The organism is Candidatus Binatia bacterium, from assembly GCA_036493895.1.
GTDB lineage: Bacteria > Desulfobacterota > Binatia > UBA1149 > CAITLU01 > DATNBU01.
Map to the genome: position 1 here is coordinate 1 of DASXOZ010000014.1, position 17,344 is coordinate 17,344.

19 protein-coding genes are annotated in these 17,344 nt (G+C 66.8%); 7 read left to right on the forward strand and 12 right to left on the reverse strand.

Annotated features, from left to right (window positions below; translation table 11 throughout):
* Window positions 1-59: 59 nt before the first annotated feature.
* Together VGK20_03320 and VGK20_03325 are read right to left on the reverse strand one after the other, a co-directional pair.
* Entirely contained in the window at window positions 60-1,976 is a 1,917-nt protein-coding gene (locus tag VGK20_03320; GenBank protein ID HEY2773067.1) for a hypothetical protein, read from the reverse strand.
* Between the two features lie 115 nt (window positions 1,977-2,091).
* Window positions 2,092-2,655 carry a DoxX family protein gene (locus VGK20_03325; protein ID HEY2773068.1) on the reverse strand — a complete coding sequence of 188 codons (564 nt, stop codon included), beginning with the start codon at window positions 2,653-2,655 and terminating at the stop codon, window positions 2,092-2,094.
* 252 nt (window positions 2,656-2,907) lie between these two features.
* Here VGK20_03325 and VGK20_03330 point away from each other — a divergent pair, with 252 nt between their 5' ends.
* The gene (locus VGK20_03330; GenBank protein ID HEY2773069.1) at window positions 2,908-3,432 is read left to right on the forward strand and encodes a sigma-70 family RNA polymerase sigma factor; all 525 of its coding nucleotides are present in this window, start codon (window positions 2,908-2,910) and stop codon (window positions 3,430-3,432) included.
* Window positions 3,429-4,037 (forward strand): anti-sigma factor, encoded by a 609-nt coding sequence (locus VGK20_03335; protein ID HEY2773070.1) that lies wholly within the window; start codon window positions 3,429-3,431, stop codon window positions 4,035-4,037. The genes VGK20_03330 and VGK20_03335 overlap by 4 nt, the downstream gene beginning before the upstream one ends.
* Before the next feature lie 17 nt (window positions 4,038-4,054).
* Here VGK20_03335 and VGK20_03340 read toward each other — a convergent pair whose 3' ends face one another.
* From VGK20_03340 to VGK20_03350, 3 genes are read right to left on the reverse strand one after another with little or no spacing between them, the layout of a single operon-like run.
* Entirely contained in the window at window positions 4,055-4,885 is an 831-nt protein-coding gene (locus VGK20_03340) for a 2-oxo acid dehydrogenase subunit E2 (GenBank protein ID HEY2773071.1), read from the reverse strand.
* A 17-nt stretch (window positions 4,886-4,902) separates the two neighbouring features.
* A complete protein-coding gene (locus VGK20_03345) occupies window positions 4,903-6,513 on the reverse strand; it encodes a GMC family oxidoreductase (GenBank protein HEY2773072.1) in 1,611 nt (536 codons plus the stop codon).
* A 5-nt stretch (window positions 6,514-6,518) separates the two neighbouring features.
* Window positions 6,519-7,073: a hypothetical protein gene (locus tag VGK20_03350; GenBank protein HEY2773073.1), complete on the reverse strand. Its 555-nt coding sequence runs from the start codon at window positions 7,071-7,073 to the stop codon at window positions 6,519-6,521.
* 199 nt (window positions 7,074-7,272) lie between these two features.
* On the opposite strand from VGK20_03350, the gene VGK20_03355 reads away from it, so the two are divergent.
* Window positions 7,273-7,887, forward strand: a complete 615-nt coding sequence (locus VGK20_03355) for a hypothetical protein (protein HEY2773074.1) — start codon at window positions 7,273-7,275, stop codon at window positions 7,885-7,887.
* 51 nt (window positions 7,888-7,938) lie between these two features.
* On the opposite strand, the gene VGK20_03360 is transcribed toward VGK20_03355, so the two are convergent.
* Genes VGK20_03360 through VGK20_03370 form a run of 3 tightly spaced genes read right to left on the reverse strand, consistent with a single transcriptional unit; the run spans window position 7,939 to window position 9,232 of the window.
* Window positions 7,939-8,328, reverse strand: a complete 390-nt coding sequence (locus VGK20_03360; protein HEY2773075.1) for a hypothetical protein — start codon at window positions 8,326-8,328, stop codon at window positions 7,939-7,941.
* Between the two features lie 43 nt (window positions 8,329-8,371).
* Window positions 8,372-8,677, reverse strand: a complete 306-nt coding sequence (locus VGK20_03365; protein ID HEY2773076.1) for a hypothetical protein — start codon at window positions 8,675-8,677, stop codon at window positions 8,372-8,374.
* A gap of 54 nt (window positions 8,678-8,731) precedes the next feature.
* Window positions 8,732-9,232, reverse strand: a complete 501-nt coding sequence (locus VGK20_03370) for a glycine/sarcosine/betaine reductase selenoprotein B family protein (GenBank protein HEY2773077.1) — start codon at window positions 9,230-9,232, stop codon at window positions 8,732-8,734.
* A gap of 79 nt (window positions 9,233-9,311) precedes the next feature.
* Between VGK20_03370 and VGK20_03375 the strand changes: the two genes are divergently transcribed.
* A complete protein-coding gene (locus tag VGK20_03375) occupies window positions 9,312-10,223 on the forward strand; it encodes a glutathione S-transferase family protein (protein ID HEY2773078.1) in 912 nt (303 codons plus the stop codon).
* A 92-nt stretch (window positions 10,224-10,315) separates the two neighbouring features.
* On the opposite strand, the gene VGK20_03380 is transcribed toward VGK20_03375, so the two are convergent.
* The 4 genes from VGK20_03380 to VGK20_03395 all read right to left on the reverse strand — a co-directional run bounded on the left by VGK20_03380 (window position 10,316) and on the right by VGK20_03395 (window position 14,635).
* Entirely contained in the window at window positions 10,316-11,545 is a 1,230-nt protein-coding gene (locus tag VGK20_03380) for an acetyl-CoA C-acetyltransferase (protein HEY2773079.1), read from the reverse strand.
* 179 nt (window positions 11,546-11,724) lie between these two features.
* Complete coding sequence (locus VGK20_03385; GenBank protein HEY2773080.1) at window positions 11,725-12,189, reverse strand: nitroreductase family deazaflavin-dependent oxidoreductase; 465 nt, start codon at window positions 12,187-12,189, stop codon at window positions 11,725-11,727.
* Between the two features lie 95 nt (window positions 12,190-12,284).
* Window positions 12,285-13,472 (reverse strand): acyl-CoA dehydrogenase family protein, encoded by a 1,188-nt coding sequence (locus VGK20_03390; GenBank protein ID HEY2773081.1) that lies wholly within the window; start codon window positions 13,470-13,472, stop codon window positions 12,285-12,287.
* A 47-nt stretch (window positions 13,473-13,519) separates the two neighbouring features.
* On the reverse strand, window positions 13,520-14,635 hold the full coding sequence (locus tag VGK20_03395) for an acyl-CoA dehydrogenase family protein (GenBank protein HEY2773082.1): 1,116 nt from the start codon (window positions 14,633-14,635) through the stop codon (window positions 13,520-13,522).
* 110 nt (window positions 14,636-14,745) lie between these two features.
* Here VGK20_03395 and VGK20_03400 point away from each other — a divergent pair, with 110 nt between their 5' ends.
* The 3 genes from VGK20_03400 to VGK20_03410 are packed head-to-tail and all read left to right on the forward strand — an operon-like array spanning window position 14,746 to window position 17,285.
* The gene (locus VGK20_03400; GenBank protein HEY2773083.1) at window positions 14,746-15,651 is read left to right on the forward strand and encodes an SDR family oxidoreductase; all 906 of its coding nucleotides are present in this window, start codon (window positions 14,746-14,748) and stop codon (window positions 15,649-15,651) included.
* A 10-nt stretch (window positions 15,652-15,661) separates the two neighbouring features.
* Window positions 15,662-16,525, forward strand: coding sequence for a MaoC/PaaZ C-terminal domain-containing protein (locus tag VGK20_03405; protein HEY2773084.1), 864 nt, complete (start codon window positions 15,662-15,664; stop codon window positions 16,523-16,525).
* Between the two features lie 13 nt (window positions 16,526-16,538).
* Complete coding sequence (locus VGK20_03410; GenBank protein HEY2773085.1) at window positions 16,539-17,285, forward strand: TetR/AcrR family transcriptional regulator; 747 nt, start codon at window positions 16,539-16,541, stop codon at window positions 17,283-17,285.
* The last annotated feature ends 59 nt before the right edge of the window (window positions 17,286-17,344 follow it).

The window sequence follows — 17,344 nt, forward strand, 5'->3', positions numbered from 1 at the left end:
GCACGGGCAAGGCCTGCGCCCGCCCGGCGGCACGACGACGTTGAATCGAGCAGTGCAGCTCAGTCGGCGTTGGCCTTGAACTGCGTCGCCGTATTGGTCGAGGCGTTCGAGAAATCGGTCGCGAAGCACTTGCTGCCCAAGCCGAGCTTGTGCAGCCGCGCAAGTACCTGGGTGTCCTTGTTGAGCGGCAGCAGCGGCGCCTGGAAACCACCCTTGCCTTTGACGTACGCCTTCCCAGTACCGCCTGTTCCCGCGACGAACGATGCCGATGTGGCGATGCCGAACTTGTGCTTGTACGTGTAGCCGTCGCCGATATCGGTCCAGCACGGCGCCAGGAAGCAGTTGCCGCCGGCCTCCATGTCGATTTCACTGATGAGAGTCGGCACGCCTGCCGACTCGTCATAGACGCACATCACGTAGTCGTTGGTCGTGATCGGGTTGCCGAGGTCCATCGCCTTGTCGAGGTCGGCGCTCCTCAGGAACTTCCAGGAAAAAGAGTCCTTGGCGCCCGCTTCCTTGATCAGCATCGAGGACGCGCCCGGCTGGATCGACTGGAAACACGACGAGGCGGCCACCGGAACGGCCGGACAGTCCTTCGAGGAGTGCACGTAGAGAATGTCGGAATCGGTACCGATCGACTTGCCGAGGGAGTCGGTGGATTCCCACGCGACATCCCAGGTGCCGTTGCCGATGTTCGCCGAGATCGACGCGCGGATGTCGGCTCCCTTGTCCTTGGCGGCATTGGTCGCGAGCGTGGCCCTCGGGCTCCAGGTCTGACCGCCGTCGTCGGAGCGCGACACGTAGATGTCGCGGTCTTTCTTCGAAGCCTTGTCCAGCGGATCGGACGTATCCCAGACCGCAAGCATCGTGGTTCCGTCGTTGGCCAGGGCGACGTTGTTGTCGTCGCCGGCATCGGTCGTCGCGTTCGGCGGCAGCGGTGCCGCGGCAGACCAGATCGAGCCGCCGTTGGTCGAGCGCGAGAACAGGATATCGACGTCGGTGCCGGAGCCGCCGACGTTCGCGTTGGACTCCCAGGCTGCGACGATCGTCGATCCCATCGCCGAAAGAGCCGGGAACTTGTCGCTCGCGTTGGGTCCGTCGGTCGTACCGCTGTCGTTGAGCAGCGCCGGCGCCGATGCGGTGAAGGCAGGCACCGATACGGTCGAGACGAGAATGTCGCCGTCGTTGCCGTTGGAGCCGAGATCCTGGGCGCTTCCCCACGCGACGACGAACGCCGAGCCGTTCCACACCACCGCGGTGCCCTGGTCGTTGCCCTGGTTGGTCGTCTGCAGGATGCCGAGCGGCTGCTGGGGAGACCAGTTCACGGCGTCGTTCGTCGAGTACGAGTAGAAAACCTGGTCGCCGGTGGGTGCGGTGAGCGCGACGTGCTTCCAGACGACGAGCCATTTGCCGGCGCCGTCGGTTGCGATCGACGGCTGCACGTCCAGATCGAAGTTCCCGTCGCCCTGGCCGCCGCTGTTGACGCGGCCGGGTGCGGCCCATGAGGTGCCGTTGTTGGTCGAGCGGGTGAACAGGATGTCGGTGTCGCTGCCCGCGTTGTCGCCGAGGTTGTTCGCCGAACTGAACGCGATCACGAACACGCCGTTGCCGTAGGCAGCTTTCGGCGTCGTATCCGGCGCGGAGCCGTCGGTGGCTGCCGCGGCCATCGCCGCGAAGGCCGCCGACCACGACTTGCCGTCGTCGCTGGAGGTTTCGACGAGGATGTCGCTGTCGCCGCCGATGGTGTTGCCCAGCGAGTTGTCCGACGACCAGGCCGCGACCCAGTGCGAAGAGCCGTCGTTGGCAATCGACACGAAGCTGTCGACGTCGTCGTCCATCGTCGTGGCGTCGGCGTCGGTGGCCGCCGTGCTGTTGAGCGGCTTGGGCGGACCGAAGCTGATCAGCGCGTGGGCCGGCACGGCCGGTGCCAGCAGAACGCAGAGCGCAGCCCCGAAAAACGAGCGTCGAATCGTCATGTGCAAACCCCCAGGAAATGGACAGGGCTGCACCAACCGGCGCAGCGCCTCCACCCACCATGGCGGGGCGCGGCGCCGGTTGTCAATACACCTAAGGGGGGCCCCGACTACCCCACTACCCGTGCTGGCCGGCCGCGCCCGGCTGCCAGGCAGCCTGGGTGCCATGCTGCTCGGATTTTCGGCGGGACTTGAGCCACGCGTCCAGCGACAGAGGCCCCGGGCCGCTGATCAGCAGGAAGATCGACGTCATGATCTGCGCGTAGTCGGAGCGGATCTCGTGAAGCACTGCCCAGAACCCGATCTGCGGCGGGGCCGGCGGCAGCGGCAGCGGCGAGGTACCGAGATAAATCCCGATCTTCGTACTCAGGATCGCGACGATCATCTCGATGATGAAAGGAACGGCAATCAGGCGCGTTGCCAGCCCGGTGATCAGCATCAGCCCACCGACGATCTCGAGCACCGCGACGAAGTCGGCAGTGAATGCCGGCACAGGCATGCCGAGCTTCGTGAAGCGGCCGATGCCCTGGTTGACGTAGACGAACTTGAGAATCCCTTCCCAGAAGAAAACGCCGCCTGCCATCAGGCGAAGCAGCAGCGTGGAGGCCGGGGCGTCCACCGGAGAGTCGGCGAGCCAGCCAAGGGCGGAAAGAAGGGGGGAGCGGCGGTCGGATGATTTCATCGGCTTTCTCCTTGTCGTGCCGACTGGCCGACGAGGCCGCTTATTCCCGGTTCTTCCAAGGATCGTGCACGATCGTGCCGCCTGGACGCCCTCGCCCGGGGCCACTTTCCGAAAATCGCCGCCCCGGGAATAGAATCGCTCCCGCCCTGGTCTTGCGTAATTGCGGGAAAGGTACGCAGCGCGCGCGCTCCCATGCCTGGAAGCGTGTGCCCGTCGCGGATTTCGACGCGGATTTCGACGCAGAACTCGAAAATGGAACCGGCGACCACGTCACGACAACTCGAGGCAGCGCTGCTGCCGCACCTCGACTCGGCCTGGAACCTGGCAAGATGGCTTGCCAGGAACGATGCCGACGCCTGGGACATCACCCAGGAATCCTACGCGCGCGCGATCCGTTTTTTTCCGACGCTGCAGGGCGACGCCAAGCCGTGGCTGCTCAGCATCGTGCGCAACACGTTCTACTCGTGGGCGCACCGCAACGGCTCGCGGCGCACCGAGCCTCTCGACGAGGACGAGCATGCCGGCGAAGCGGACATGGCGCGAGGTCCGGAGCTGCTGTCGATCCTGCACGACGATCTCGGCCGCGTGCGCAAAGCGCTCGAAGCGCTTCCCGACGAGTTCCGCGAAGCGATCGTGCTGAGGGAGCTCGAGGGGCTTTCGTACCAGGACATCGCCGATGCAGCCGGAGTCCCGATCGGCACCGTGATGTCGCGCCTGTCGCGCGCAAGGGCGCGGGTGCAGCGCCTGCTCGCCCTGCATGAAGGAGAAGAGCGATGAACCCAGCCGACATCCGGGCACTGTCGTATCGTGCGCCCGACAATCTTCACCAGGTGTTGCAACAGCAGATGCGGGCGGCCGCTCCTGTCGCGGCGGCACGAGGCATCGCGCGCCGGCAGTTCGCGGCCGTCGCGCTCGCGTGGGCTGCTTCCCTGCTCGTCGTCGCGACCTGGAACACGAATCCGGGCGAAGACGCGCTCGTTCGCGATGTCGTTGCCGGCCACGTTCGCTCGATGATGGCGGACCACCTGACCGACGTGCCGTCCTCGGACCGCCACACGGTCAAGCCGTGGTTCGGCGGAAAGCTCGATTTCTCGCCGCTGGTTGCAGACACCACCGCGGACGGTTTCCCGCTGGTCGGCGGCCGTCTCGACTATCTGTCCGGGCGACCGGTCGCTGCCGTCGTCTACCGGCGCCAGCAGCACGTGATCAACCTGTTCACGTGGCCGGCGGCCAAGGATGACGACTCGCCGCCCCGCACGCTTTCGCGCCAGGGCTACCAGATCATCGAGTGGAGCCGCGCCGGCATGAGCTACTGGCTGGTCTCGGACCTGAACGGCGCCGAGCTGCAGGCTCTTGCCGAGCGCATCCGCAGCGCGGGCTGATCCGCAGGTGCAACCCGTTAGAGCTGGTCGGGACTTTCCAGCCTTCGCTTGATCCCCGCGAGCGCGCGCGAAACGTAGAACCCGTCTTCGGTTCTCTCGTCGTACGTGTACTTGAGGTCGAACACCTCGGCCGCGACGATTTTGCCGTCGTCGTCCACGACGGGAACCTTTTTCAGGCGGCCGATCGTGATGAAGACGGGGATCGTGCCGTAGTCGTAGTTGTGATGATAGCAGGCGTCGATGCCGACGCTGCCGAGATTGGCGACGAATGCGGAGGCGAACAGCGGATCGTTGTCGATCATCACTTTGGGAAACAGGTTGCGCTCGTTCAGCCAGCGCCCGATCCGGACGAAGCGGCTGAGCAGGAACGGCGGCATCTTCAGCAGCAGGTTGATCTCGCGGTCGGTGTCGCTCTCCCTGTCGGAGCGGCCTGCGAGTTGCGCGTCCCAGATCGAGTCGACGAGGTCCGTAAAGCTCTCCCCTTCCGGGAAAAGGCGCTTGGCCGTGTAGATCGGCGCGCTGTCGCTCATGCCCTTCTTGCCGGAGAACGAGATCCAGACGCCGCGCCGCTGCCAGTAGCGTCCGCCGGCAACGAACCGGTTGGCGCGGGGCCGCTCGTGGAAGGCCAGCGCAACGGCGCGGAGCACCATGTGGAACAGCGAGGCCGGCCGCTCGGCGGGGCGCGTCGCGTTCGTTTTGGCGAGGAATGCCTGCGACGGCGCAGCCAGAACCTGCTCGCAGCAGAGCACGGCCGACTCGGTGCGCGTCGGCATCACGAACGGCATGATGCGGCGAACAGGATGGACGTCGCGGATCAGGTCGGCGTCGGAACGGGATAAGGGGGCCACGGTAGTGCTCCGTTGGTTCAGGCGGCCACCGGCCGCGAAGCCGGTTGCCGCGAGCGGGCGAGATCGTCGGCCCAGCGCTCGGCGCAGCGCAGCGACAGGGCGACGATGGTTTCCATCGGGTTCACGCCGATCGACGACGGGATGATGCTCGCGTCGGCGATCGCGAGGCCCTCGAGTCCGTGCACGCGTCCCCACGCATCGACGACACCGTCGCGGCGATCGCGCGACATGCGCGCGCTGCTCATGATGTGCACCGTCATCAGCTCGATGTTGTGGCGTTTGCGCGGCCTGGCATCGATGCGTCCGAGCTCGTCCGCGCTCTTCAGCTCGGCGAGGTCGCCGAACGGCAGCAGCACGGCCTTGGCGCCAGCCGCGAACATCTGTTCGGCCGACATCCTCACGCCGCGATGGATCGTCTCGACGTCGCGCGGCGAGAGGCGGAAGCTCATCCACGGCTCGAGGTCCGGCCCGAGGCCGACGCGCCCGACGCCCGTGTCCTCGATGAGGCATCCTGCCGTCATCATGTAGTTGTACAGCGCCATGCGCTCGGCGTGCTCGCGACCGAAGCCGGGAATGCCGGTGGCCAGGATGCCGGGAGGCACGCCCGCGTACGCGAGCAGGATCCCGTCGTCGAGGAACTGGTGGATCTGGTGGGCCTGGTGGGCGCCGACCCACGGGTTGACGCGCTCCTCGAAAACTCCGACGACCTTCGCATTGGGATGCGTGTGCAGGCCGCGGCCGACCTGGCCGCCGAACACGCCGCTTCGCATCAGGATGCCCGGCGAGTGCCTCGCCCCGGCGGCGAGCACGACGAGGTCGGCATAGATCTCGAAGCTTCCAAGCCGCACGCCGCTCGTCGTGCGGCGACGTCCGCGCTCGTCGACGAAGTAGCCGCGAACGCCGACCGCGCGCGAGCCGCGAAAGATCACGCGGTTCACTTTCGCGTACGTAATGAGGCTGGTGCCGGCGCAGAGCGTGCGCGGGATCTCGGTGACGAGCATCGAGCGCTTGGCACCGGTAGGACAGCCGAAGCCGCAGTTGTTGAGCCCGACGCAGCGGTGCATGTCGCGCGGGTTGTCTTCGATGCGCCAGCCGAGGCGCGTCGCGCCCGCGACGAACAGCTCGTCGTTGCGGCCGAACGTATCCCTGTTCTGGAACTCGACGTGCAGGATCTTCTGGGCCCGCTCGAACCACGGCGCCATCGCTGCGGCACTGGTGGCTTCGAGATGGAAATCTTCGCTCCACTGCGCGAGCACACGCTCGGGGGTAGGCCACGACATGCCGCCGTTGACGGTCGTCGAGCCGCCGACGCAGCGGCCCTCCGCAAACAGAATCGGCGGGCGGCCCATGATCGACGACGTGCCTGCGTCGCGGTACAGGCGCTGAAGCGACGAGATGGGATCGGTGCGGAACGTCTCGGTGCGGTGCAGGCCGCCTTCCTCGACGAGCACGACGTCGTAGCCCGCGTCGCGAAGCATCGCCGCCGCCGGTGCTCCGCCGGCGCCGCTGCCGACGACGACGGCGTCGGTGACGATGCGACGATGGCCGGTAAACGTACGGCCGTCGTGCACGTTCGGATACTCGAGCGAGAATTCCGGCGGCACCGGATCGGAATCGGAAGCCGGCATCGTCGTCACGACGCGCCTCCGGCCGAGACCCTGCTTCGCGTCTCTTCGTAGCTGCCGTCGCCGGCCGCCTCGGCCGCGGGCGTGGCTGCTGCGCGAGCCACCGCGGCCGCGTTCGCTTCGGCGGCTTCGTGCAGGATGCGCTGCTGCATCACGCTCGCACGAAACCGCACGCGCTCGTCGGCGCGGCCCTGCCAGTCCACTTCCATGGCCTCGAGGATCTTCGGGTGCTGGTAGAAGCAGACGAAGACCAGCGCGCGCACTCCCTGGTACAGCAGCGACGGTGCGCTGCCGGCCCTCTCCCAGTGGTGCAGGTAGCGGGCGGCCGTCTCGTCGTCCATCGACGAGAACGTGCGGAAGCCCTCGCGGAACAGGAACGGACCGTACTCGAGAAGACGCAGGCCGAGCGGGAAACTGAGGCGGGTCGGCGCGGGAAGATACTCGAGGAAGCCGACCATCGACTGGCAGACCTCTTCGTCGACGTCGATGTCGAAAACGCCGCCTCGCGGCCGCATGACCTGGACCGCGTGCTTGAGGATGCGCATCGAAGTTGGACCGAGCACGTCTGTCTTCCTTCGCGTCTGCCGGCTGCGCGGCCGATTCTATCCTGCCTGTCGCGGCATGTCCTGCCCGCTCTCTGGACGGGCGCCGGGCGTGCCTTCGCGCGGCGGCAGCCCGAGCAGCGTCGTTGCCACCGGCCTCTTCGCTGCTATGATCCGCCGCGTCGTACGCCCGGCATGGGCGCACGGAGGAGTCTGTCCAATGACACAGGTGGGCGCCACGCTCAAGGAACTGGTTTCGCGCCCCTTGCCCGACGGCGCCGAAATCGCTGCGTTTCTCGACAACCTCACTCTCCCCGAACGCATCGCCGAATGCCGCAGCCTCGGCGGGACCCGCCTCCAGGCCGCGCTGTGGACTGCATGCCTCGGCGCGACCCGGGTCGACACCGACCAGATGGTGCCGCCGGATTATCCCGCGCTGCGTCCTGTCATCTTCCATGGCAAGAACTCGCTCCCGGCGTTCAGCGAGTTCCAGAAAATCTGCTTCCGGCCTGACTCTGCCGGCGATCACGTCGCATGGGGGTACAACGAGACGAAGATCCGCCAGTGGATCGGCTCGGGGTATTACGTGCTGCACGACACGCCGCAGGCGGCGCTCGGCGGCGCAGCCTTCGACTACACGATGCTTCCCGAAAAGACGCTGCCTGCGTGGCCGGAAGTGCGCACGAACAAGGCGGGGCTGTCGCGGTTCATTTACGCCGACATGCTCGACTACATGCGGCGGGTAGCGGCCGACGTCTTCATCGGCTCCGCGGTTCGTCGCGGCCGCGAGATGAAGAGCTACTTCATCGTCGTGCGCGAGCTGCTGGCGCAGTAGCACCCGAGCCGCGAGGCGGCGGGTTCGAGTCGCCCCGACCATGCACGCGCTTCAGCGCAATTGCGGCGCTGCGCGCAGCAGCGCAAAGGCGGCGCCGAGCGACACGGTCGTCGCCAGGATCATGTACGTGACGCCGAACAGGGAATTGGTGCCGAGCTCTTCGGGAGAGCGCACGGTGAACAGGTACATGTTCAGCGGCACCCAGCCCGCGTAAAGAATGCCCATCGGCAGCGCGAAGCGCCGCGAGCCCCACAGCCCCCACGCATAAATCCCGAGGTAGACGGCAAACAGCGGCGCGATGACGAGGTCGGGCGTGCCGTGCAGGCGGCGACCGAGGAACACCAGGCCGTGCTCGGGCTTCATCTCGAGCGGCTTGGTGAGATCGGAAAGCGCGAGGAGCCCGAACAGGACGGCGAACACCCGTAGCGATCTGCTCTTCATCGATGCGAATCCCCCGCAAGGCCGTGCCGGCGGCGACCAGCGTTTACGACGCCTTGGTTCCTTCGCGCGTCCGCATGTGGTGGCGCCGGAACTCCTTCGTATAGACCCAGTCGCGCCACGGCCGCCCGTCGGGAGCCTGCCCGTCCAAGGCGAGGCCAAGATCGACGATCATGCCCGGCTCCGTCATGCGATCCAGCGCAGCGAACGCTCCGCGCACGATGCGCCGCTGCTCCTCGACGTTGCCCGGCCTGCCGATCTCGTCGCCCATCGGATAATCGACGAACACCGCGCGCGGCGGCCGAACCTGGGCAGTGATGTCGCGACCGACCGTCATCGTCAGCGTCGCCACTCCCGTTTCCTCCAGCGCCCTTGCGACCAGACCGACCGTCTGGTGGCAGACCGGTCAAGCGGGAACGATGTAACACAGGTCGACGTTCTGCCTGGCGATGCAATCGATGACCTGCGGGACGAGCTCTTCCTCGACGCGACGCTGGGAGTAGATTCCTCCCATGAACGTGACGGCGTCGGGCGCGATATCCGCGATTGCGCCGTCCGCGCGCAACTCGCGCAGCCTGTCGATCGGAAACACGCAGTTCGGGTCCCTCTGCGCATCGGCAGTGGGATAACCGAAGTGCGCGACTCGAAGCCGCGAAACTTCGGTGTCCGCCGGCACGATGCGGATCGACGTGTCGTCCTTGAAATGGAAAGGCTGCTGACCTTCGACGTACACCCCTCCGCTGGCGACGAGCGCGACGCGGCAGGCTGAAACGGGCTTTGCAAGCGGCGTCCAGGGCACCGGGCGGCCGCGATTGTCCGTCCAGCGGTACGGCGGGAGCGGGTCGTAGAGCTCTCGGGTCCGCGCGATGTAGTCGACCGGCATCGGCTGCAAGTAGAGCGCGGGCACGCGTCCGACGGAAGCGGCGCCACTGCCAAATGAGCCCTGTTGTTGGCTGAGGTCGGCCGGACCGCTAGAAGCCGCCGTCATGAGCGAGCTCGTCTTCCATCAGTACGCGATGTCGCCGTTCTCCGAGAAGATCCGCAAGATCTTCGCGCTGAAGAACCTCACTTACCGCGAAGTGGACCAGCCGGCGTGGATGCCCAAGCCCCACCTGACGCCGATGACCGGCGGCTACCGGCGCATCCCGGTGCTGCAGATCGGCGCCGACGTCTACTGCGACAGCGCGCTGATCGCGCGCACCATCGAGCGTCACCATCCGTCGCCGTCGATCCATCCCGGCGGCAACATCGCCGCGGCCGAGGGCCTGGCGATGTGGGCCGACAAGACGCTGTTCTTCTCGACGGTGGCGCTGGTGTTCACGGCAATGGCCGACATCATCCCGTCCGAGCTCTTCGACGACCGGCGCAAGATGTTCCCGCAGATGAACCTCGAGGTGCTGCGCGCCGCCGTGCCCGGCTCGCGCGGTGCGCTGGCCTCCGCGTGCACGATGCTCGACGATTCGCTGTCGCGGGCCGCGCACGTGCTCGGCGACGCGTTCAGCGTCGCCGACGCGGCGCTCTACCACACACTGTGGTTCGTGCGCAGCGATCCCGCTTCGGCGCAGCTCATCTTTTCGAAGCCGAACCTGGCGGCGTGGTTTTCGCGAATCGACGCGATGGGAAGCGGCAATCCGGTGGCGATGAGCGGGGAAGACGCGATGGCGCTGGCGCGCTCGAGCGAGCCTGCCGACGTCGGCGATTCGGCGTCCGACGATCCATCCGGGCTGCGGCTCGGAAAACGGGTCGGCATCTGCTCGGACGACTTGCCGACGGACGTCTTCGTCGGCCGCCTGCTCGCACTCCGGCCGCACGAAATGGTCATCGAGCGCGAGGATCCAGCCGTCGGCCGCGTCGCGGTGCATTTCCCGCGCGCCGGCTACCAGGTGCGCGAGGTCTGAATCTTCCTCCGAGGCAGAGCGCTACAAAAAGTGCAGCGCTCTGCCCCGGATGCAAACGACCAGGTGTCGCGCGGATCGCGCGCGACGGCGCGTCAGCAGCGCTCGAGAATCGTCGCGATTCCCATGCCGCCGCCGATGCACATCGTCACCAGCGCCGTCTGCTTGTCCGTCCTTTCCAGCTCGTCCAGCGCCGTCCCGATCAGCATGCCGCCGGTCGCGCCGAGTGGATGCCCGAGTGCGATCGCGCCGCCGTTGACGTTGACGCGGTCGGGATCGACGCCCGATTCCTTGAGGAACTTGAGCACGACGGCCGCGAAAGCCTCGTTGACCTCGAACAGGTCGATGTCCTTCCACGTCATGCCGGCTTTCTTCAGGGCACGCTCGGAAGCCGGAGCGGGAGCAGTCAGCATGATCACCGGCTCGTCGCCGATGGTCGCCATCGAGAGGACTTTCGCACGAGGCGTGAGGCCGTGCTCCTTGACGTACTTCTGCGACGCGACGAGCACCGCCGAAGCGCCGTCGACGATGCCGCTCGAGGTGCCGGCGGTGTGCACGTGCGGGATTTCCTTGACGTTCGGGTACACCTGCTTCGCCTTGTCGTCGAAGGACAGCGTGTCGCCCTTCTGCACGTAGCCGCCCATCCCGGCAAACGACGGCTCGAGCCTGCCCAGGCCTTCCAGCGTCGTCTCCGGGCGCGGGAACTCGTCGACGTCGAGCACGACGTTGCCGTCGTAGTCGCGCACCGGCAGCAGGCTCTTCGAGAAGCGGCCTTCGGCCTGGGCGCGCTTGGCGTTCAGCTGGCTTCGCAGCCCGAACTTGTCGCAATCCGTACGCGAGAAACCCTCGCGAGCCGCGATGAGGTCGGCCGAAATGCCCTGAGGGACGAGCGGATGCGCCTCGCGCAGGTGGCGGTTGTGCGCATCCAGGCCCGACTTGTCGGCTCCCATCGGCAGGCGCGACATCTGCTCGACTCCGCCGCCGACGACGAGGTCCTGCATTCCGGAAGCGGCGCCCATCAGCGCGAAGTTGACCGCCTGCTGGCCGGAGCCGCAGTAGCGGTTGAGCTGCACGCCGGTGACTTCGTTCGGCCAACCCGCGTCCAGCACCGCGAAGCGCGAGACGACGCCGCCCTGCTCGGCCACCGGCGTGACGCAGCCGGCAACCACGTCCTCGACGTCCTTCGGATCGAAACCGTTGCGGTCGACGAGCGCTTTGAGGCAGGTGCCGAGAAGCTGGTGAGGATGAAGCCCGGCCAGACCGCCGGTCTGCTTGCCCTTGCCTCGCGGCGTGCGCACGGCGTCGATGATGTATGCGGTTCCCATGGTCTTTCTCCTTCCTTGATCGTGCTTGATAGTATCGGGTGTGCCGATCGTGCCGGCTGCGCCGGATCATCCGGCTCGTCTGTCTTGCTCGAAAAAATGCGTCCGATTCGTCCTGCGTCAACGGGCGCGCCTGCACGCGTCGCTGCGCCGCGCACTTGGCGCGGCGCCTGTCTCCGCGCTCACACGGCCGGCGTCAGCACGACGACGGGAATCTCCCTCGGTGTAATGCTCTTGTACACGGCGTACTGGGGATTGGAGCGCACCGCGGCGTCCCAGAGCCTCGCGCGCTCCTCCCCGCCGGCGACTCCGGCCACGACTTCCATTTTCCTCGCACCGACTTCGATGGTCGCGTGCGGCTGCGCCTGCAGGTTCAGGTACCAGACCGGATGCTTCTCGTTGCCGCCGTTGGACGCGATCAGCACGTAGCGATTGCTGTCGGTAATGTACGACAGGGGACAGGTGCGCATCTGTCCGGTCTTTCGTCCTTTCGTCGTCAGCAGCAGGTTGCTGACGGGCCCGGTGCGATGGCCGAAGCGTCCTCCGGTCATACGGTAGAGCCTGGTGTGCAGCTTGCCGACGTTCTTGTAGAAGCTGCTCTCGCCGAGGAACTTCCAGAACTTCTGCGCGGGCGTTTTGTCGGGCATCTCGTTGGTCCTTCGCGGCAAGCGGCGTCGGAAAGGCACCGATTCGCGCGAACGTCCTGCTTACTCTCTTTGCGCAGCCGGCGAAATCGGAGCGGCTAATCGTGCGGCAGGCCGAGCAGCCGTTCGGCGATCACGTTCTTCTGGATGTTCGGCGTACCGCCGCCGATCACGTAAGCGGGCCACGAGAGCATCTGGTGCTGCCAGCGCCCGCCGTCGACGACGGCGGCCGAGCCCTTGGCCAGGCCGCCGTAGCGACCTTCGATCTCGAGCGACAGGCGGCCGATTTCCACTTCGAGCTCGGCGCGAAGGAGCTTGTTGACCGACGTCTCGGCGCCGACCTCCTCGCCGCGAAGCTGGCGCGTGAGAAAGCGCAGCCCGGTAAGCCGCATCGCCTCGATCATCGTCTCCATGCGCGCGAGGCGCTGGCGCACGAACGGATCTTCGATCGCGCGGCGTCCGCCGCGGCTGCACCGCGCGGCAAGGCCCTTCAGGTCCTCCAGGGCGTGGACCATTGCCGTGACTTCGGCGATCGAGCTGCGCTCGTTGGCCAGCGCGTGCTTGGTGACTTCCCAGCCCTGTCCTTCGGCGCCGAGGCGGTTGGCCACCGGCACGCGCACGTCGTTGAAGAACACTTCGGCAAACGGCGTCTCGCCGTTCATCGTGCGGATCGGCTTCACCTCGATGCCGGGCGAATTCATCGGCACCAGCACGCAGGTGATCCCGTGGTGCTTGGTGGAGCTGGAGTCGGTTCGTACGAGCAGGATCATCCACTGCGCCCACATCGCAAGCGAGGTCCAGATCTTCTGGCCGGTGATCACGTAGTGGTCGCCGTCGCGCACGGCCTTGCACTGGAGCGAAGCAAGATCGCTGCCGGAGCCGGGCTCGGAGTAGCCCGTGCACCAGTGCTCTTCGGCCTTGAGGATCGGAGGAATGAAGCGCTTCTTCTGCTCGTCGCTGCCGTACTTGACGATGCCGGGGCCTACCCACGCAAGGCCCATGTACGAAAGGCCGAGCATCGGCGCGCGTGCGCTGCCGCACTCCTGCTTGAGGATCATCTGCTCGATCAGGCCGCCGCCCCCGCCTCCGACGTCTTTCGGCCACGAAAAGCCGACCCAGCCCTTCTCGTGCAGGGCCTGGTTCCACGCGAGCAGCTTCGGCAGGCGGTCCATCGCCGATTCGATGTCCTCGCCGCCTTCGGCGCCGGTGTTCGGATTGCTCGCCGCGAGGAACTCGCGCACCTCGCGGCGGAAAGCTTCTTCACGCTCGGAAAACGAGAAATCCATTGCAGCTCCTCGGAGACTCGCGGGACAACGCTGGCGGCGCGTCGCCCTTACAATCCCTGGCACGCGAGCAGGCGCTCGTGGTGGTATTCGGGCGTGCCGTCGATGCTGCGGCACACGCGGCCGCGCTTGTAATAGAGGTGCGCGTTGCACTCCCACGTAAAACCGACCGCACCGTGGATCTGGATTCCGTCTTCGCCGGCGCGATCGAGCGCGATCGAAGCGTAAGCCTTCGCCATCGAAACCTGTGCGCGAGCGTCTTCGAGGTGATCGACGGCCCACGAAGCGTAGTAGACCAGCGAGCGCGACGACTCGACGTCGACGAGGATTTCGGCCAGGCGGTGCTTGACGCCCTGGAAACGACCGATCGGCTGGCCGAACTGCTTTCGCACTTTCGCGTACTCGGTGGCCAGGCGAAGCGCGGCATCGGCGGCGCCGACCATTTCGGCCGCGAGCGTCACGGTCGCCGCATCGAGCACGCGCGAGAGCGCCGGCCAGGCGCGGCCCTTTTCGCCGAGCCGCGAAGAGTCCTGGACGACCACGCCGTCGAAAACGACTTCGGCTGCACGAATCGTTGCGTCCACGAGCTTCAGCGGCGTGACGGTGATGCCCGCGCTGCCGGCGGGAACCGCGAAGAGGCTGACGCCGGCGCCTTCGCGCGCCGCAACGAGAAATAGATCGGCAGCCTGGCCCCACGGCACGAACATCTTCCTGCCGCCGAGCGTGACACCGCCCGGGGAAGACGCGGCCTCGAGTGTGACGCCGTTCTCGGAGAGATCGTCGCTCTCTTCGAGCACCGCCAGCGTCGCGATCGTCTCTCCCGACGCGATGGAGGGCAGCCAGCGCTCCTTCTGTTCTTCGGAGCCCATGGCGCAAAGGGCCCTTGCGGCGGCCGCATCGGCGAGCAGCGGCGACGGCAGCAAGCTCATCCCTGCCTGCTCGGCCAGGACGACGAGGTCTTCCCACGCAAGACCGAGGCCGCCGTACTGCTGCGGAATGACGAGGGCCTGCCAGCCGAGCTCGGCCATCTTCTTCCAGAGGCCCGTGTCGTGCGGTTCGCGCGACGTCATGATCGTACGCACGCGCTCGAGCGGACACTCGGCATCGAGAAAGCGCCGGACCTGGGCCCGGAGCTGCTCCTGGTCTGCGCTGAACCCGAATTCCATGGCCGGGGGTCTTTCCACGCACCTTTACTATTTGCAAGACCCTGCATATAAGCGCGCCCACATTCGGCGCACGCGAGGCGAGCGCCTCAATTCCACGGAGGATTTTCGCGATGGCAGATTTCGGACTGAAGGGCCGCACGGCGGTCGTCACGGGCGCAGGCGGCGGTCTCGGTCGCACCCACGCCCTCCTCTTCGCCAAGCACGGCGCCAACGTCGTCGTCAACGATCTCGGCGGCTCGTTCAAGGGCGAGGGCAAGGGCTCGGAGATGGCCGACAAGGTCGTCGCCGAGATCAAGGCGATGGGCGGCAAGGCCGTCGCCAACTACGATTCGGTATCCACCGAGGAAGGTGCGGGCGGCATCGTCAAGAGCGCGATCGACGCGTTCGGCAAGATCGACATCCTCGTCAACAACGCCGGCATCCTGCGCGACAAGTCGTTCGTCAACATGACCGACGCCGACTGGGACCTCGTCTTCGCCGTGCACGTCAAGGGCGCCTACTACTGCACGAAGGCGGCGTGGGGCCACATGCGCGAGCAGAAGTACGGTCGCGTCGTGCTGACGTCGTCGGCCTCGGGCATTTACGGCAATTTTGGCCAGACCAACTACGCCGCGGCCAAGATGGGACTTGTCGGTCTCGGTCAGACGCTCGCGCTCGAAGGCGAGAAGCACAACATCCGCGTCAACATGATCGCGCCGGTTGCGGCCAGTCGCATGACCGAGTCGCTGATGCCGGCGTTCGTGCTCGAGAAGCTCAAGCCCGAGTGCGTCTCGCCGCTGGTCGTCTACCTCTGCTCGGAGAACATCGACGTCAACGGCGAGCTCTACGAGGTCGGCGCAGGCGCGGTGTGCCGCATCGAGAGCCTGCGCAGCAAGGGACTGGCGATGAATCCCGACGACATCTCGGTCGAAGCCGTCGCGGCGGCGTGGTCGAAGATCAACGACATGACCGACGCCCAGGTGCTGCGCTCGATCGGAGAGTCGACCCAGGCCACGCTCGCCCACTGCATGAGCTGAGGAACGGGCGATGCCGATCGACGTCCAGAAAGTGCTCGGCCAGGAGCTGGCCGCGATGCCCTTCGAATGGAAGGAGCGCGATGTGATCCTGTACGCGCTCGGGCTCGGCGTCGGCGTCGGCGAGGTGCCGACGAGCGAGAACGTGCTGCGCTACACGTACGAGAACCAGCTCAAGGTGCTCCCGACCTGGGGCGTGGTGCCGGCGTTTCCTGCGCTGACCGGCGTGCTGTCGGTGCCGGGCTTCGACATCAACCCGATGATGATCCTGCACGGCGAACAGATGACCGAGATGCTGTGCCGCGAGATTCCGACGCGCGCCGACACGGTCACCAGCGCCAAGGTCACGGGCATCTTCGACAAGGGCAAGGGAGCCCTGGTCACGCTGGTCGCGACGACGAAGACCAAGTCGGGCGACGAGCTGTTCCGCAACGAGTTCGGCATCTTCGTGCGCGGCGAAGGCGGCTTCGGCGGACCGGCCGGCCCGCCGCCGGGAAACGAAGCTCCGACGCGTGAGCCCGACGCCGTGCGCGAGCTGCCGACGATGCCGCACCAGGCGGTGATCTACCGCCTGAGCGGGGACTACAACCCGCTGCACATCGATCCGCAGTTCGCGGCATTCGGCGGCTTCGACCGGCCGATCCTCCACGGCCTGTGCACGTACGGCAACGTCGCGCGCGCCGTCATCGACGCATTCTGCGACGGCGATCCGTCGCGCTTCCGCTCGATCAAGGCGCGTTTTTCGGCGCCGGTGATGCCGGGCGAGACGATCGTCGTGAAGATGTGGAAGGATTCGCCGACCGACGTGCTGTGCGAGGCCGAGGTCAAAGAGCGCGGCCTGGCGGTGGTCAAGAACGCCCGCGTCGTTCTGCGCTGAGGCGGAAGGCGGCGTGGCCAAGCGCGTCCCTGCGAAAACGCCCGCGGCGGCGCGCAAGGCTGCCACTGCGACCGCCGCGCCGGCGCGCAGCCGATCGCGAACGGCGCAGGCGGCGAAAGCGGCAGAAGCGGGCGCCAGCCCGCGGCCGCTGCGGCGGCGAAATCGTGAACAGACGATCGGCGACATCCTCGATGCCGCCGAGGTGCTGCTCGACCGCAAGGGCCCGGACGGTTTCGGCCTTGCCGAGCTCGGGCGCGACGCCGGAGTCTCTTTCGGCCTGATCCACCACTATTTCGGCGGCAAGGAAGGACTGCTGCGCGAAGTGCTTCGCCGCACGCTGAGGCAGATCGGCCGCGAGATCCGCCGTATCCAGGAGACGGGCGAATTCTGGGATCCCCAGGCGCCGGCAGTCGTCGTCGTTTTCGATACGTACCTGCGAAAGCCCGGCTTCGCACGTCTGATGGCCTGGGGCCTTCTGAAGGGACTGCTCGGCGCCGAAGAGGTCTCGCGCGAGGTCCAGCGCGACCGCGAGGCGCTCGACTCGATGATCGATCGCCTGCGCGAGGGCATGCCGGGAGCGAGCCGGGTGGATGCGGCGGCGCTGACCACGCTGCTGACCAGCGCGGTGCTGGGCTTCCACCTGCTCAGGCCCCTGCTCGTGCAGACCCGCGGCTGGAACACGCGCTCGGACGAGATCCTCAGAGGGCAGCTCGTGCGGGCCATGACTTCGATCGCCAGGCCACGGGGCGGGGTGGCGTGAGCGGTGGGGTCAGGCACCAGGCGAATGGGGTCAGGCACCAGGCGAATGGGGTCAGGCAC